Below are 14,774 nucleotides of genomic sequence, written 5' to 3'. Positions count from 1 at the left end.
GCTAGTCCTTCTTCCGCTTCGCCCGTCGCGGCGACGGGACGGTGCGGCCCACGATCACGGTACGTCGGGGGGCCTTGGCCGGCACGTCCTCCCGGCGGCCGGCGATCGCCCGGCGCACGCCGTAGCCGAAGGCCGCGACCTTGACCAGGGGGCCGCCGAAAGTCGACGCGACGGTCGTCGACAGTGCGGACGCGTTGGAGGTGACCTCCTGGACGTCCGACGCGATGGCGTCGACCCGGTCGATCTGGGTCTGCGCGGAGCGCACCGCGGCGGAGGCGTCGGAGAGCAGCGGGACGGCCTGGTCGGTCACGTCCGCCACCAGCTTGGTGGTCGCCCTGAGCGTCTGGGCCAGCCTCGCCAGCGCCACGGCGAGGAAGGAGACCAGGATCGCCCAGAAGACGGCCACCAGGATCCCGGCCACTTCTCCACCGGACACTGTTGTGCACCCGCTCCCTGGAACGTGCCTGAACATCGAAAAGTCGGTTCCCCGAGCCTATCGCGCCCGGGCGGCCGCTCCGTACCGGATTAGGGCCTCTCGTTTGGATCATGCCGGGCTCGCGGGGCCTGGCACGCACTCCCCCACAGCCGACGGACTCGAGGGGAGCCGATACGCGAAAGCCCGCCGTCCGCCCGCCCTCGAGGGGCGGGAAGACGACGGGCTCTGCGGGGGTGGGAGTGCTACGTCCGCCGGAAAGTGATCAGCGGGCGTAGTACTCGACGACGAGCTGCTCGTCGCAGATCACCGGGATCTCCTTGCGGTTCGGGTCGCGGTCCAGGCGGAACGCCAGGGCCTTGAGGTTCACCTGGAGGTAGCGCGGGGTCTCGCCGTCGGGGGCGAAGCCACCCTCGCGGGCGACCTGGAAGAGCGCCTTCTCACGGCTGCGCTCGCGAACCATCACGACGTCGTCGGGACGGACGCGGTACGACGGCTTGTCGACCTTGTGACCGTTGACCTCGATGTGGCCGTGGACGACCATCTGGCGGGCCTGGTAGATCGTGCGGGCGATGCCCGAACGCAGGACCAGCGCGTCGAGACGGCGCTCGAGCTCGATGATCAGGGCCTCACCGGTCTTGCCCTGAACCTTGGAGGCACGCTCGTAGGCGCGCACCAGCTGGCGCTCGGACACGTCGTACTGCGCGCGCAGACGCTGCTTCTCGAGCAGACGGACCTTGTAGTCCGAGTTCTGCTTGCGGCCGCGACCGTGCTCACCCGGCGGGTAGGGGCGGGCCTCGAAGTACTTGACGGCCTTCGGGGTCAGCGCGATACCGAGCGCACGCGACTTCTTGACCTTGGGGCGGGACTGGTTCGCCATGAACCAAACACCTCGTGTTTCTGTGTGTAATCGGCTTCACCAGGGTTAGGGGAGGTCGCATCCGCAGCCGGGGAAACCCTGCGGGTCCGCGTGGGACCTGCCGGGCAGCCGCTCCCCTGGTCTGGGCACATACGTGCACCACGCGAGTGGCCCACCGACCGCTCCCGGGCTCCGGGTGGTGGTGGGCTGCCCGCGACACCGTTCGACGGTGCGCGACGCTCCTGGATCCCCGTGCCGTACGGCGGTGGGGTTCCGGCTGGATGTCCCGCTCTGGTGGTGCCGGACCCTTTTGAGGTGCCGAACACGGGACGCAGCGCTTCGAGCAAGTCTACAGGCCCGCTAGGACTGTCTGCGACCGAGGTGCTTGCGGGTCCACTCCACGGCGTCCGCGTACCGCGCCTCGGCGCCGTGCCGGGTCGGGGTGTAGTACTCGCGGTCCTTGAGGGCGTCCGGGGCGTACTGCTGGGCGGCGATGCCCTCCGGCAGGTCGTGCGGGTAGACGTACCCCTGGGCGTGGCCGAGCTTGGCCGCGCCCTTGTAGTGGCCGTCGCGCAGATGCGGGGGCACGGGTCCGGCCAGTCCCTTGCGGACGTCCTCCAGGGCCGCGCCTATCGCCATGGTCGCCGCGTTCGACTTCGGGGCCAGGGCGAGGGCGATGGTGGCGTGGCTGAGGGTGAGCGCGGCCTCCGGGAAGCCGATCATGGCCACGGCCTGGGCGGCGGCGACGGCGATCGGCAGCGCGTTCGGATCGGCGAGGCCGATGTCCTCGCTGGCGGAGATCATCAGGCGGCGGGCGATGAAGCGGGGGTCCTCCCCGGCCTCGATCATCCGGGCCAGGTAGTGCAGGGCTGCGTCCACGTCGGAGCCGCGGATGGACTTGATGAGGGCGCTGGCCACGTCGTAGTGCTGGTCGCCGTCGCGGTCGTACTTGACGGCGGCCCGGTCGACGGTCTCCTCCAGCGTCGTGAGGCCGATCTCCGTCTCGCCCTTGTCCAGGGCGGCTCCGGCGGCGGCCTCCAGGGCGGTCAGGGCGCGCCGGGCGTCGCCGCCGGCGATCCGCAGCAGGTGGTTCTCCGCGTCCTCGGGGAGCGTGACGGCGCTCTTGAGACCGCGTTCGTCGGTCAGGGCCCGGCGGATCAGGCCGCGGACGTCGTCGTCCGTGAGCGGTTCGAGGGTGAGCAGGAGGGAGCGGGACAGCAGCGGGGAGATCACCGAGAAGTACGGGTTCTCGGTGGTCGCCGCGATCAGGGTCACCCAGCGGTTCTCGACGGCGGGGAGCAGGGAGTCCTGCTGGGCCTTGCTGAAGCGGTGGATCTCGTCCAGGAACAGGACGGTCTCCTTGCCGAAGCCTCCGCTCGCGCGGCGGGCGCCGTCGATGACCGCGCGGACCTCCTTCACGCCCGCCGTGATCGCCGACAGCTCCACGAACCGCTTGTTGGTGGCCTTGGAGACGACGTACGCCAGTGTCGTCTTGCCGGTGCCGGGCGGGCCCCACAGGATCACCGAGGAGGGGCCGGCGGGGCCGCCGCCGCCCTCGCCGACCAGTCTGCGCAGCGGGGACCCCGGCTTGAGCAGGTGCTGCTGGCCCACCACCTCGTCGAGGGTGCGCGGGCGCATGCGGACGGCCAGGGGACTGGCGCTCGGGTCCTTCTCCTGGCGTTCTTCTGCGGCGGCGGTGAACAGGTCGGGCTCCACGAGGGAAACCCTAAGTCACGGCACTGACAACGCCTCCGGGCCCGGGGCTCAGGCCCAGAGCTGGCTGCCCCACCGGGTCAGGATCAGCATGGCGATGACTCCGCAGTGCGTGACCGGCACCACCCAGGTGAACTCGCCGAGGAAGTTCTTCACCGGGCGCGGGGCGGGCAGGAAGCCGTTGCGGACGTTGAACGAGGTGACGTACCAGAACATGGTGATCGTGGCGACCCAGGCAAGCGAGCACCACAGGCACAGCGCGTTGATCCGGTACAGCGACTCGAACTGCAGCCAGGTGACGAAGCCCACGCCGAAGAGCGTGCCGAAGTTGAAGGTCAGCCAGTACCAGCGGGGGAAGCGGGCGCGGGCGAGCAGGCTCATCCCGACGCAGATGACGATGCCGTAGCAGACGAGGCCGAGCATCGGGTTGGGGAAGCCGAAGGCGGCGGCCTGCTTGCTCTCCATCACGCTGCCGCAGGACACGATCGGGTTGATGCTGCAGCTGGGGGTGAACGTCTTGCCGCTCACCTTGCCCTCGAGGATCTTGAACTTGTCGATCGTGATGACCCACGCGGCGAGCAGACCGGCCGCACCGGTGATCACCAGCAGCAGGCCGAACGCGCGGCTGCCGCCCACTGTGCCGGGCGTGTGCGTACTTGCCGGCTCGGTGGATCCGGTGGAGACGTCCTTGACTGTCGTCTTGCTCATCACGCCGCTTCCGATGCTCGAGAGGTGGGCCTGCGGGGTTGGGGTCATTGTGCCGCACGCGCGCGTGTGTCCACCGTTCGATGGACATAAGGAAGTACGCACGGTGGTCCCGAAGCGTTCGGTTCCGGCCGAGGCTCGTCATATGACCACACACGCGAACGGACTCGCGGTGGACGTACGGGGGCTGCGCAAGCAGTACGGGGACGTGACCGCGGTCGACGGAATCGATCTGGGGATCCGGCGGGGAGAGGTGTTCGGCCTGCTCGGGCCCAATGGAGCGGGCAAGACCACCACCGTGGAGATCCTCCAGGGCAACCGCGGCCGGGACGGGGGCGAGGTGTCCGTGCTCGGGGTGGACCCGGCGCGTGGCACGCGCGCGTGGCGCTCGAAAGTGGGAATCGTCTGGCAGGACGAATCGGCGCCCGCGGAGTTGACGGTCCGGGAGACGGTACGGCACTTCGCGCGCTACTACCCGCGACCGCGCGACCCGGAGCAGGTCCTCGAACTGGTGGGTCTCGAGGGGAAGGCGACCAGCCGGATCAAGGCGCTCTCCGGCGGCCAGCGCCGCCGCCTCGACGTGGCCCTCGGTGTGATCGGCGGCCCCGAGCTACTGCTCCTGGACGAGCCGACGACCGGTTTCGACCCGGCGGCCCGGCGCCAGTTCTGGGAGCTGATCCGTCTGCTCGCCGACGAGGGCACGACCATCCTGCTCACCACGCACTACCTGGAGGAGGCGGAGGCCCTGGCGCACCGGTTGGCGGTCGTCGCCCGGGGCCGGGTGGTCGCCGAGGGCACCGCGACCGCACTGCGGGACCGTTTCGGCAGCGAAGCCGTCGTCGAGTGGACGGAGGCGGACGGCACCCAGCGCCGCGAGCGCACCGACACGCCGACCCGGACGGTCGCCGAGCTGGCCAGGCGCTTCGACGGTGAGATCCCGGGGCTGCGGGTCGGCCGCCCCACCTTGGAGGACGTGTACCTGCGCCTCACCGGACAGGAGGACGCGCGATGACCACGACGGCCGTACGACCCCGGACCGGGACCACCGCCGAGCGGCTGCCCGGGGCCCGGACCCTCGGGCTGCACCGGGGTGTGCTGGAGATCAGGCAGTTCTTCCGGCAGCGCGACCAGGTGGTGTTCACCTTCGCCTTCCCGGTCGTCTTCCTGTTCCTGTTCGCGTCGATCTTCCACGACGACGTGGGCGTCAAGGGACTCACCGCCTCCCAGCTGTACGTGCCCGCGATGATGGCCTCGGGGATCATGTCGACGAGCTTCCAGTCCCTGGGGATCTCGATCGCGGTGGAGCGCGACGAGAAGGTGCTGCGCCGACTGCGCGGAACGCCGATGCCGCCGGCGGCGTACTTCCTGGGGAAGATCTGGCTGGTCCTTTTCACCGGCGTCCTGGAGACGGCGATCCTGCTGCTCGTCGGCACCACGCTGTACGACGTGGACCTCCCGTCGGACCCCGGCAGGTGGCTCGACTTCGGCTGGATCTTCGTGCTCGGGCTGACGGCGTGCGCACTGCTCGGCATCGCGATCAGCTCGGTACCGAAGTCCGGCAAGAGCGCCAGCTCAGTGGTCGTCCTGCCCTTCCTGGTACTGCAGTTCGTCTCCGGGGTGTACATCTCCATCGCCACCATCCCGCACTGGATGCTGAACATCGGTGCCCTGTTCCCGCTGAAGTGGCTGTGCCAGGGGTTGCGGGGCGTGTTCCTGCCCGATTCGGCGCGGGTCCTCGAGGAGGCGGGGAGCTGGGAGTTCGGGCGGATCGCCCTGGTGCTCGGGGCCTGGTGCATCGGAGGATTGGCGCTGTGTCTGCTGACCTTCCGGTGGAAGAGCCGGCGCGACGGATGACGGAACTGCGCCGGGCGCTGGACGCGCACGCGTGGGACCGTTCGATCGGGCTGTGGGACGCGTACTTCGCGGTCGCCTGGACGGCCACCCTGGCGTTCGTGTGCGCCGCGGACCATCCGGGTGCGCCCGCGCGGACCGTGGCGGGCGGGCTGCTGGTGGCACTCGTGCCCTGGTACGTGATCCTGGGACGCAAGTTGCTCCAGGAGGACCCGCCCGACGAGCGGCGGGCCCTTGTGTACCTCGGCGGGGCGATGGCGCTGTTCCTGCCGTCGGCGATCCTGGCCGACGGAATGCGATTGGTGTCGTTCGCGCTGATCCCGCAGTGCTTCATGACGCTGCGGACGCGCTGGGCGCTGACTGCGGTGACGGTGATCAATCTCGTGCCGCTGGTGGGCTGGGCACTGCTGCGGCACCCCAGTGGGGAGGACCTGTTCTCCAGCTCCCTCTTCGCCTCGGTCACCCTGGTGTTCTCGGTGGTCATCGGCGGCTGGATCATCCGGATCATCGAGCAGAGCTGGGAGCGGGCCGAGCTGATCGCGGAACTGGAGGCCAGCCGGCACGAGGTCTCCCGGCTCTCCGCGGCGCACGGGGCGCTCGCCGAGCGGGAGCGGCTCTCCCGAGAGATCCACGACACGCTCGCGCAGGGTTTCACCAGCCTGCTGATGCTGGTGCAGGCGGTGGAGGCCGAGCTGGAGCACGACGTACCGCAGGCCCGGCGCCATCTGGCGCTGATGGCGGAGACGGCCCGGCAGAACCTCGCCGAGGCGCGGGCGCTGGTGGCCGGGGGCACGCCGGCCGACCTGGAGGGGGCCTCGCTGCCGGACGCGTTGCGGCGGCTGGCGGCGCGGCACGACGCGGAGGTGGAGGTCACGGGGCCGGTGCGGGCACTGCCGGCCGGACCGGAGGTGGTGGTGCTGCGGTCCTGCCAGGAGGCGCTGGCCAACGCCCGTAAGCACGCGGGGGGTTCCGCCTCTCTGGCGATAGCGCTGACGTACGCGGACGAGACGCTGACCCTGTCCGTCAGCGACGACGGCTGCGGTTTCGACCCGTCCGCGCCGACCGGGGGCTACGGTCTGAGCGGGTTGCGGGCGCGGGCCGCCGGGGTGGGCGGCACGGCGGAGGTCCGCAGCGCGCCGGGCGAGGGCACGATCGTGACGGTGCGGCTGCCTGTCCTGCCGGTACTCGGGGGTGCTTCATGATCCGGATCGTCCTCGCCGACGACCATCCCGTCGTACGGGAAGGGCTGCGCGCGATGCTCAGCGCGGAGCCCGACCTCGAGGTGGTCGCGGACGCGTCGAGCGGGCCGCAGGCGGAGGCGCTGGCGGCGGAACTCCGGCCGGACATTGTGCTGATGGACCTGCGGATGCCGGGCGGCGGGGGCGTGGAGTCGATCGAACGGATGGCGGAGGCCGGGCTGCCCTGCCGGGTGATCGTGCTGACGACGTACGAGACGGACCGGGACATCCTGCGGGCGGTGGAGGCGGGGGCGGCGGGCTATCTGCTGAAGGATCTGCCGCGGGGTGAACTGGCGGAGGCGGTCCGTGCCGCGGCGCGCGGCGAGACGGTCCTGGCGCCGTCGGTCGCGGCCCGCCTGGTCGACCGGTTGCGGGCCAGGCCGGAGCGGCCACGGCTGTCGGAACGGGAGACGGCGGTGTTGCGGCTGGTGGCGCAGGGGTGCACGAATGCGGAGATCGGGCGGCGGCTGTTCATAGGGGAGTCGACGGTGAAGACGCACCTGCTGCGGGTGTTCGGGAAGTTGGGCGTGGACGATCGGACGGCGGCGGTCACGAGTGCGATGCGGCACGGCTTGCTCGACTGAGGGGTTTCGCCCCCGCCGCCCCTACCCGTCCCACCTCCAGGGGCTCCGCCCCTTCGACCCCACCGGGGGCTCCGCCCCCGGAACCCCCGGGCGGGGAGCGCCTCCCCTGCACCCCTCGCGAGGCTCAGCCGCCGCACCCCGGCTGGGGCTCCGCCCCAGACCCCCTTCCGGGGGCCAGCCCCCGGACCCCCGCTCCTCAAACGCCGGAGGGGCTGAATTTCCGGGGCTGCTGTGTCAGCGCCAGGTCGGCATTACTCAGCACGTCTGGGGGTCCCCTGCTCGAAGAGCTTGGGGGAGTTTGAGGACGAGGCCGCAAGGCCGACGGCGGGGGTCTGGGGGCGGCAGCCCCAGGGACGGGAAGGGTAGGGGCGGCGGGGGGCGAGACCCGCACGGCCCCCGCCCCCGGAAGGGTCACCCCAGGCGGGACTCCAGTTCCGCCACGATCTCGTTCACGCCGACCGCCACCTGCTCTCCGGACTCCATGTCCTTCAGCTGCACCACGCCCTCCGCGAGATCGCGCTCACCGGCGACGATCGTGAAGCGGGCACCGCTGCGGTTGGCGTTCTTCATCGCGCCCTTCAGCCCCTTGCCGCCGTACGCGAAGTCCGCCGCGACACCGAGCTTGCGCAGCTCCGTGACCTTGGCGAACAGCACGCGACGGGCCTCCTCGCCCAGCGGGACCGCGAACACGCTGGTGCTGGCCGGGAGTTGCAGCTCGATCCCCTCCGCCTCCAGCGCCAGCACCGTACGGTCGACGCCCAGTGCCCAGCCCACCGACGGCAGCGCGGGGCCGCCGATCATCTCGGACAGGCCGTCGTAGCGGCCTCCGCCGCCCACCGCGGACTGCGAGCCCAGGCCGTCGTGCACGAACTCGAACGTCGTCCGCGTGTAGTAGTCCAGTCCGCGCACCAGCTTGGGGTCGTCCTCGAAGGCCACTCCCGCCGCGGTGATCAGCTCACGGACCTCCTCGTGGTACGCCTTGCACGCGTCGCACAGGTAGTCCCGCAGCAGCGGCGCGCCGTCCAGCTGCTTCTGGACCGACTCCCGCTTGTCGTCGAGAACCCGCAGCGGGTTGATGTCGACGCGGCGGCGCGTGTCCTCGTCCAGGTCCAGGCCGCGCAGGAAGTCCTGGAGCGCGGAGCGGTACACCGGGCGGCATTCCTTGTCGCCCAGGCTGTTCAGGAGGATGCGGAAGTTCCTCAGGCCCAGGGAGCGGTACGCCTGGTCCGCCAGGATGATCAGTTCGGCGTCGAGGGCCGGGTCCTCGGCGCCGATCGCCTCCGCGCCCACCTGCGAGAAGTGGCGGTAGCGGCCCTTCTGCGGGCGCTCGTAGCGGTAGTACGAGCCCGAGTACCAGAGCTTGACCGGCAGGTTGCCCGCCTTGTGCAGGTTGGCCTCGAGGGCGGCGCGCAGCACGGACGCCGTGCCCTCGGGGCGCAGGGCCAGCCTGTCGCCGCCCTTCGTCTCGAAGGCGTACATCTCCTTCGTCACGATGTCGGTGGACTCGCCCACGCCCCGCGCGAAGAGTTCCACGTTCTCGAAGCCCGGCGTCTCGATGTAGCCGTAGCCGGAGTTGCGCAGCGGCGCCGCGATCGCCTCGCGGACGGCCAGGTACTTGGCGGAGTCCGGCGGGATCAGGTCGTACGTACCCTTGGGGGCCTTGAAGGTGCTCACGGAAGGTCTCTCGTCACATTCCTCGTCGGGGAGCCTCCTGGGCTCCCTGGCCGGCGGCCACCTGCCGCAGATACGGGTTGGTGGCGCGCTCCCGGCCGATGGTCGTCTGGGGGCCGTGGCCGGACAGCACCACGGTCGAGTCGTCGAGCGGCAGGCACACGCGGGCCAGCGAGTCGAGCATCTCGTCCATGTCACCGCCGGGCAGGTCGGTGCGTCCGATGGAGCCGGCGAACAGCAGGTCGCCCGAGAAGAGGATCGGCGGGATGTCCGCCGCCTCGGGCAGGCCGAAGGTCACCGACCCCTTGGTATGGCCGGGCGCGTGCGCGACGGACAGCTCCAGACCGGCCAGCCGCAGGGTCGTACCGTCGGTCAGCTCCTTGACGTCGTCCGGCTCCCCCACGGTCAGCTCGCCCATCAGCGGCATCCCGATGGACAGCCCGAGGCCCTTCTCCGGGTCGCTCATCATGTACCGGTCGTCGGGGTGGATCCACGCCGGTACGTCGTGCGCGCCGCACACCGGGACGACCGAGGCCACGTGATCGATGTGGCCGTGGGTGAGGACGACCGCCACGGGCTTGAGCCGATGCTTCTCGAGCGCGTCCTCGACTCCCCGGGCGGCCTGGTGGCCGGGGTCGATGATCACGCACTCCTCACCCGCGGCGGGGGCGACCAGGTAACAGTTGGTCCCCCAGGCCCCGGCGGGGAACCCGGCAATCAGCACGATCGTCCTTCGTTGTGTCGTACGGGCGTCACTGGCTGTCGGTCAGAGCCTACCGGCGCTGCCGATTCCTCAGCGAACCCATATACGGTACGGGGCACACGCATGCGGTCGGCACACCAGACGCACGCGTACCGGTCGGCGGACGAGACGCATGAGGAGAAAACCCCGTGGTCAGCCAGGAACAGCGGCGGCGACAGCTCGCCCGGGAGAAGTTCTTGCGGCAGCAGCAGCGGCGTACGGATGCCCGGCGCAAGGCGCGGATGCGCAATTCCGTGATCGCCTCGGTGCTCGGCGTGTTGCTGGTCGGCAGCGTGGTGTCGTACACGGCCGGGGTCTTCAAGAGCGACGACAAGAAGGCGAACGCGGGCGCGGAGGTGTCCCCGAGCGCCTCGGCACCCAGCAAGGCGCCGGACCCCTGTACGAAGCCCGCCCCGAGCAAGGCCAAGTCGCTGAGCTGGAAGAAGGAGCCGGCGATGACCATCGACACGTCGGCGAAGTACACGATGAAGCTGGCGACCACGTGCGGTGACATCGACATCGCGCTGAAGACGGCAGCGGCCCCGCACACGGTGAACTCGTTCAACTTCCTCGCAGGTCAGGGCTTCTTCGACCACACCAAGTGCCACCGGCTCACCACCAATGGCATCTACGTGCTGCAGTGCGGCGACCCGAAGGGCAACGGCACGGGCGGTCCCGGCTACACCATCCCGGACGAGAACCTGAAGGACAAAAGCCTGAAGGGCAACGTCTATCCGGCGGGCACCGTGGCCATGGCCAACCAGTACGACGCCTCGACCAACCAGGGCCGCAACTCCGGCGGCAGCCAGTTCTTCCTCGTCTACCAGGACAGCCAGTTGCCGCCCAACTACACCCCGTTCGGCACCATCGACGCCGCCGGCATGAAGGTGCTGAAGAAAATCGCCGCCGCCGGCGAGAGCACCGGCCAGGGCGACGGAGCGCCGAACGCGACTGTCGTGATCAACAAGGCGACGGTGACGAAATCCTGAACGTCAACAGGTGAATTTCGGTCGCGCGGGATGCGGACAGCCGCCCCGCCGGTCGCCTATGTTGGCCGTGACGAAACTGTGGACGATGCTCGGGGGCGCTGAGGCTCCCCGCAGGCATCATGTGGAGGAGGCGCTGTGAGCAGCGACCCGTGGGGCCGCGTCGACGAGACGGGGACCGTGTACGTGCGGACGGCCGATGGCGAGAAGGTCGTCGGTTCCTGGCAGGCCGGCTCCCCCGAGGAGGCGCTGGCCTACTTCGAGCGCAAGTACGAGGGCCTGGTGGTCGAGATCGACCTCCTCGAGAAGCGAGTGAAGACCACCGACCTGTCGGCGAAGGACGCCATGGCCGCCATCGACCACCTGCGGGAGCAGGTGGACGCCCATCACGCGGTCGGTGACCTGGACGCGCTGCGCGTCCGCCTGGACAAGCTCGTGGAGATCGTCGAGGCGCGCCGTGAGGAGCGCAAGGCGCAGCGGGCCCGGCAGTCCGACGAGGCCCGCCACGCCAAGGAGGCGCTGGTCGCGGAGGCGGAGCAGTTGGCGCAGTCCGACCAGTGGCGGGCGGCCGGTGAGCGGCTGCGGTCGCTGGTGGACACCTGGAAGGGGCTGCCGCGGCTCGACCGGAAGTCGGACGACGAGCTGTGGCACCGCTTCTCGCACGCGCGGTCGGCGTTCTCCAAGCGCCGCAAGGCGCACTTCGCGCAGCTCGACGCGCAGCGCGAGGAGGCCCGAAAGACCAAGGAGAGGCTGGTCGCCGAGGCCGAGGCGCTGTCCGGTTCGACGGACTGGGGGCCGACGGCGGCGCGCTACCGCGAGCTGATGGCCGAGTGGAAGGCCGCCGGCCGCGCGCAGCGGGAGCACGAGGACGACCTGTGGAACCGGTTCCGCGGGGCACAGGACGTGTTCTTCGCCGCGCGCAGCTCGGTCTTCGCGGAGCGGGACGCCGAGCAGGCCGAGAACCTCAAGCTGAAGGAGGAGCTGGCCGAGGAGGCGGAGAAGCTGCTGCCGATCACGGACCTGAAGGCCGCGCGGGCCGCCTTCCGCTCGATCAACGAGCGCTGGGAGGCCATCGGGCATGTGCCGCGGGACGCGCGGGCGCGGGTCGAGGGCCGGATGCACGCGGTCGACCGGGCCATCCAGGAGGCCGAGGAGGCCGAGTGGCGGCGTACGAACCCGGAGGCGCGGGCGCGTGCGGAGGGCCTGACCGGTCAGCTGCAGGCGGCCGTGGACAAGCTGCGGGGGCAGATCGAGCAGGCCCGGTCGGCGGGCAACACCTCGAAGGCCGAGAAGCTGGAGAAGGAGCTGGAGGGCCGTCAGGCGCTCCTGGAGCAGGCTCTGAAGGGCCTGCAGGAGTTCGGCGGCTGACAGCCTGACAGCCGGCTGAAAAGGGGCTCCCGTACCTCGCGGTAGGGGAGCCCCTTTTCGTGCGCTGTGGCGTCCGGTTACGGCCGGCGGGCCGAGGTGACGCGGTAGACGTCGTAGACGCCCTCCACGCCCCGCACCGCCTTCAGGACGTGGCCCAGGTGCTTCGGGTCGCCCATCTCGAAGGTGAAGCGGGAGGTGGCGACGCGGTCGCGGGATGTCTGGACGGCCGCCGAGAGGATGTTCACGTGCTGGTCGGACAGGACCCGGGTGACGTCGGAGAGCAGTCGCGAGCGGTCCAGCGCCTCCACCTGGATGGCGACCAGGAAGACGGAGGACTGGGTGGGCGCCCACTCCACGTCGAGGATGCGCTCCGGCTCACGCGACAGTGACTCCACGTTGACGCAGTCGCTGCGGTGTACCGATACGCCGTTACCACGTGTGACGAACCCGATGATCGGGTCGCCGGGGACGGGCGTACAACAGCGGGCCAGTTTGACCCAGACGTCCTCGACGCCCTTGACGACCACACCCGGATCGCTGCTGGCGCGCCGCTTGCGGCCACGGCCCCGCGACGGCGGAACCGCCTCGTCGATCTCCTCGGTGGCCGCCTCCTCGCCACCGAGTGCCTGCACCAGCTTCTGCACGACGTTCTGGGCCGCGACATGGCCCTCTCCGATCGCCGCGTACAGGGACGAGATGTCCGGGTAGCGCATCTCGTGGGCGAGGGTGACCAGCGAGTCGCCGGTGAGGATGCGCTGGATCGGCAGGTTCTGCTTGCGCATCGCCCGCGCGATCGCATCCTTGCCATGCTCGATCGCCTCGTCACGCCGCTCCTTGGAGAACCACGCCCGGATCTTGTTGCGGGCGCGCGGCGACTTCACGAAGCCGAGCCAGTCGCGGGAGGGACCCGCGCCGGGCGCCTTGGAGGTGAAGACCTCCACCAAGTCGCCGTTGTCCAGGGTGGATTCCAGCGGGACGAGGCGTCCGTTGACCCGGGCTCCTATCGTCCGGTGGCCGACCTCCGTGTGGACGGCGTAGGCGAAGTCGACCGGGGTGGCGCCGGCCGGCAGCGCTATCACGTCGCCCTTCGGGGTGAAGACGAAGACCTCGTTGCGGGACAGGTCGAAGCGCAGGGACTCCAGGAACTCGCTGGGGTCCTCGGTCTCCTTCTGCCAGTCCAGCAACTGCCGCAGCCACGCCATGTCGTTGATGGCGTCCTTGTCCTTGGCGCTCGAACGCGGCGTGTCCGTGCGCACCTTGGAGGCGCCGGCGACGGCCTCCTGCTTGTACTTCCAGTGCGCGGCGATGCCGTACTCGGCGCGCCGGTGCATGTCGAACGTGCGGATCTGCAGTTCGACCGGCTTGCCGTTGGGCCCGATGACCGTCGTGTGCAGCGACTGGTACATGTTGAACTTGGGCATCGCGATGTAGTCCTTGAACCGCCCCGGAACCGGGTTCCAGCGGGCGTGGACCGTGCCCAGTGCCGCGTAGCAGTCGCGGACCGTGTCGACGAGGACGCGGATGCCCACCAGGTCGTAGATCTCCGCGAAGTCACGGCCGCGGACGATCATCTTCTGGTAGACGCTGTAGTAGTGCTTGGGGCGGCCGGTGACGGTCGCCTTGATACGGGCGGCGCGCAGGTCGGCCTGGACCTCGTCGGTGACGATCGCGAGGTATTCGTCGCGCTTGGGAGCGCGCTCGGCGACGAGGCGGACGATCTCGTCGTACATCTTGGGGTAGAGGATCGCGAACGCGAGGTCCTCCAGCTCCCACTTGATGGTGTTCATGCCCAGGCGGTGGGCGAGCGGCGCGTAGATCTCCAGAGTCTCGCGCGCCTTCTTCTCCTGCTTCTCGCGCTTGAGGTAGCGCATGGTGCGCATGTTGTGCAGACGGTCGGCGAGCTTGATGACCAGGACGCGCGGGTCCTTGGCCATGGCGACGACCATCTTGCGCACGGTCTCGGCCTGCGCGGCCTCGCCGAACTTCACCTTGTCCAGCTTGGTGACGCCGTCGACGAGGAGGGCGACGGTGTCGCCGAAGTCGCGGCGCAGCTGGTCCAGGCCGTACTCGGTGTCCTCCACCGTGTCGTGCAGCAGGCCCGCCATGAGGGTGGCCGGGTCCATGCCGAGCTCGGCGAGGATGGTGGTGACGGCGAGGGGGTGCGTGATGTACGGGTCGCCGCTCTTGCGCTTCTGGCCGCGGTGCCAGCGCTCGGCGACCTGGTAGGCGCGCTCGATCTGGCGCAGCGTCGAGTTCTCGATCTTCGGGTCGTTGCTGCGCACTATCCGCAGCAGCGGCTCCAGGACCGGGTTGTACGGGTTGGCGCGCTGCACGCCGAGCCGGGCGAGGCGGGCGCGGACGCGGTTGGAGGAGCCGCTGCGGGCGGGCGGGGACGGCGTCGCGCGGACCGCCGGAGTGTGCTCGGGAGGGGCCGGCTTGGGGCGCGGCTGCTCGGCCGCCTGGTCCGCGGGCGCCGACTGGGCGTGCTCCACCGTCCCGTGCGGGGCGTTCTTCGCGCTGCGCGCGGGGGTGGCCGCGGCCTTCGACGCGGGGTCGGGCTTGGCGGCGGTCAGTGGCTGGGCCTCGTCTGGCAAGAGGGCTCCTCGTGCGCGATCCGGGTCCCC

At 70.3% G+C, this 14,774-nt stretch carries 13 protein-coding genes; 6 read left to right on the top strand and 7 right to left on the bottom strand.

Annotated features, from left to right (window positions below; genetic code table 11):
- Nucleotide 1: 1 nt before the first annotated feature.
- The 4 genes from ACIRC0_RS32290 to ACIRC0_RS32275 all read right to left on the bottom strand — a co-directional run bounded on the left by ACIRC0_RS32290 (nucleotide 2) and on the right by ACIRC0_RS32275 (nucleotide 3,713).
- Complete coding sequence (locus tag ACIRC0_RS32290) at nucleotides 2–472, bottom strand: DUF948 domain-containing protein (protein ID WP_403623262.1); 471 nt, start codon at nucleotides 470–472, stop codon at nucleotides 2–4.
- 226 nt (nucleotides 473–698) lie between these two features.
- Nucleotides 699–1,313, bottom strand: a complete 615-nt coding sequence (gene rpsD / locus ACIRC0_RS32285) for a 30S ribosomal protein S4 (protein WP_263228921.1) — start codon at nucleotides 1,311–1,313, stop codon at nucleotides 699–701.
- A 339-nt stretch (nucleotides 1,314–1,652) separates the two neighbouring features.
- Nucleotides 1,653–3,008, bottom strand: coding sequence for a replication-associated recombination protein A (locus ACIRC0_RS32280; RefSeq protein WP_403623259.1), 1,356 nt, complete (start codon nucleotides 3,006–3,008; stop codon nucleotides 1,653–1,655).
- Between the two features lie 48 nt (nucleotides 3,009–3,056).
- Nucleotides 3,057–3,713, bottom strand: a complete 657-nt coding sequence (locus tag ACIRC0_RS32275) for a vitamin K epoxide reductase family protein (protein ID WP_403623256.1) — start codon at nucleotides 3,711–3,713, stop codon at nucleotides 3,057–3,059.
- A gap of 142 nt (nucleotides 3,714–3,855) precedes the next feature.
- On the opposite strand from ACIRC0_RS32275, the gene ACIRC0_RS32270 reads away from it, so the two are divergent.
- The 4 genes from ACIRC0_RS32270 to ACIRC0_RS32255 are packed head-to-tail and all read left to right on the top strand — an operon-like array spanning nucleotide 3,856 to nucleotide 7,383.
- Nucleotides 3,856–4,722 carry an ABC transporter ATP-binding protein gene (locus ACIRC0_RS32270; protein WP_403623253.1) on the top strand — a complete coding sequence of 289 codons (867 nt, stop codon included), beginning with the start codon at nucleotides 3,856–3,858 and terminating at the stop codon, nucleotides 4,720–4,722.
- On the top strand, nucleotides 4,719–5,564 hold the full coding sequence (locus ACIRC0_RS32265; protein ID WP_403623251.1) for an ABC transporter permease: 846 nt from the start codon (nucleotides 4,719–4,721) through the stop codon (nucleotides 5,562–5,564). The genes ACIRC0_RS32270 and ACIRC0_RS32265 overlap by 4 nt, the downstream gene beginning before the upstream one ends.
- Nucleotides 5,561–6,763, top strand: a complete 1,203-nt coding sequence (locus ACIRC0_RS32260) for a sensor histidine kinase (protein ID WP_403623547.1) — start codon at nucleotides 5,561–5,563, stop codon at nucleotides 6,761–6,763. Before ACIRC0_RS32265 ends, ACIRC0_RS32260 begins: the two co-directional genes overlap by 4 nt.
- On the top strand, nucleotides 6,760–7,383 hold the full coding sequence (locus tag ACIRC0_RS32255) for a response regulator (protein ID WP_403623248.1): 624 nt from the start codon (nucleotides 6,760–6,762) through the stop codon (nucleotides 7,381–7,383). Before ACIRC0_RS32260 ends, ACIRC0_RS32255 begins: the two co-directional genes overlap by 4 nt.
- A 411-nt stretch (nucleotides 7,384–7,794) precedes the next feature.
- Here ACIRC0_RS32255 and hisS read toward each other — a convergent pair whose 3' ends face one another.
- A complete protein-coding gene (gene hisS / locus ACIRC0_RS32250) occupies nucleotides 7,795–9,057 on the bottom strand; it encodes a histidine--tRNA ligase (RefSeq protein WP_403623245.1) in 1,263 nt (420 codons plus the stop codon).
- Nucleotides 9,058–9,070: 13 nt separating this feature from the next.
- Nucleotides 9,071–9,778: an MBL fold metallo-hydrolase gene (locus ACIRC0_RS32245; protein ID WP_403623242.1), complete on the bottom strand. Its 708-nt coding sequence runs from the start codon at nucleotides 9,776–9,778 to the stop codon at nucleotides 9,071–9,073.
- Nucleotides 9,779–9,945: 167 nt separating this feature from the next.
- Here ACIRC0_RS32245 and ACIRC0_RS32240 point away from each other — a divergent pair, with 167 nt between their 5' ends.
- Nucleotides 9,946–10,785, top strand: coding sequence for a peptidylprolyl isomerase (locus tag ACIRC0_RS32240; protein ID WP_403623239.1), 840 nt, complete (start codon nucleotides 9,946–9,948; stop codon nucleotides 10,783–10,785).
- A 135-nt stretch (nucleotides 10,786–10,920) separates the two neighbouring features.
- Complete coding sequence (locus ACIRC0_RS32235) at nucleotides 10,921–12,150, top strand: DUF349 domain-containing protein (protein ID WP_403623236.1); 1,230 nt, start codon at nucleotides 10,921–10,923, stop codon at nucleotides 12,148–12,150.
- A 77-nt stretch (nucleotides 12,151–12,227) separates the two neighbouring features.
- Here ACIRC0_RS32235 and ACIRC0_RS32230 read toward each other — a convergent pair whose 3' ends face one another.
- Nucleotides 12,228–14,744 (bottom strand): RelA/SpoT family protein, encoded by a 2,517-nt coding sequence (locus ACIRC0_RS32230; RefSeq protein ID WP_403623233.1) that lies wholly within the window; start codon nucleotides 14,742–14,744, stop codon nucleotides 12,228–12,230.
- Nucleotides 14,745–14,774 lie beyond the last annotated feature (30 nt).

It is taken from the genome of Streptomyces sp. NPDC093984, assembly GCF_044764595.1.
Taxonomy (GTDB): domain Bacteria; phylum Actinomycetota; class Actinomycetes; order Streptomycetales; family Streptomycetaceae; genus Streptomyces; species Streptomyces cynarae.
Note: the sequence above shows the minus strand (reverse complement) of the source record. Positions and strands in the feature narration are given on the sequence as shown.

Bases quoted from the DNA above. Each gene is read 5' to 3' on its own strand.
- ACIRC0_RS32290 (WP_403623262.1), bottom strand. From the start codon at position 472: ATGTTCAGGCACGTTCCAGGGAGCGGGTGCACAACAGTGTCCGGTGGA.
- rpsD (WP_263228921.1), bottom strand. From the start codon at position 1,313: ATGGCGAACCAGTCCCGCCCCAAGGTCAAGAAGTCGCGTGCGCTCGGT.
- ACIRC0_RS32275 (WP_403623256.1), bottom strand. From the start codon at position 3,713: ATGAGCAAGACGACAGTCAAGGACGTCTCCACCGGATCCACCGAGCCG.
- ACIRC0_RS32270 (WP_403623253.1), top strand. From the start codon at position 3,856: ATGACCACACACGCGAACGGACTCGCGGTGGACGTACGGGGGCTGCGC.
- ACIRC0_RS32265 (WP_403623251.1), top strand. From the start codon at position 4,719: ATGACCACGACGGCCGTACGACCCCGGACCGGGACCACCGCCGAGCGG.
- ACIRC0_RS32260 (WP_403623547.1), top strand. From the start codon at position 5,561: ATGACGGAACTGCGCCGGGCGCTGGACGCGCACGCGTGGGACCGTTCG.
- ACIRC0_RS32255 (WP_403623248.1), top strand. From the start codon at position 6,760: ATGATCCGGATCGTCCTCGCCGACGACCATCCCGTCGTACGGGAAGGG.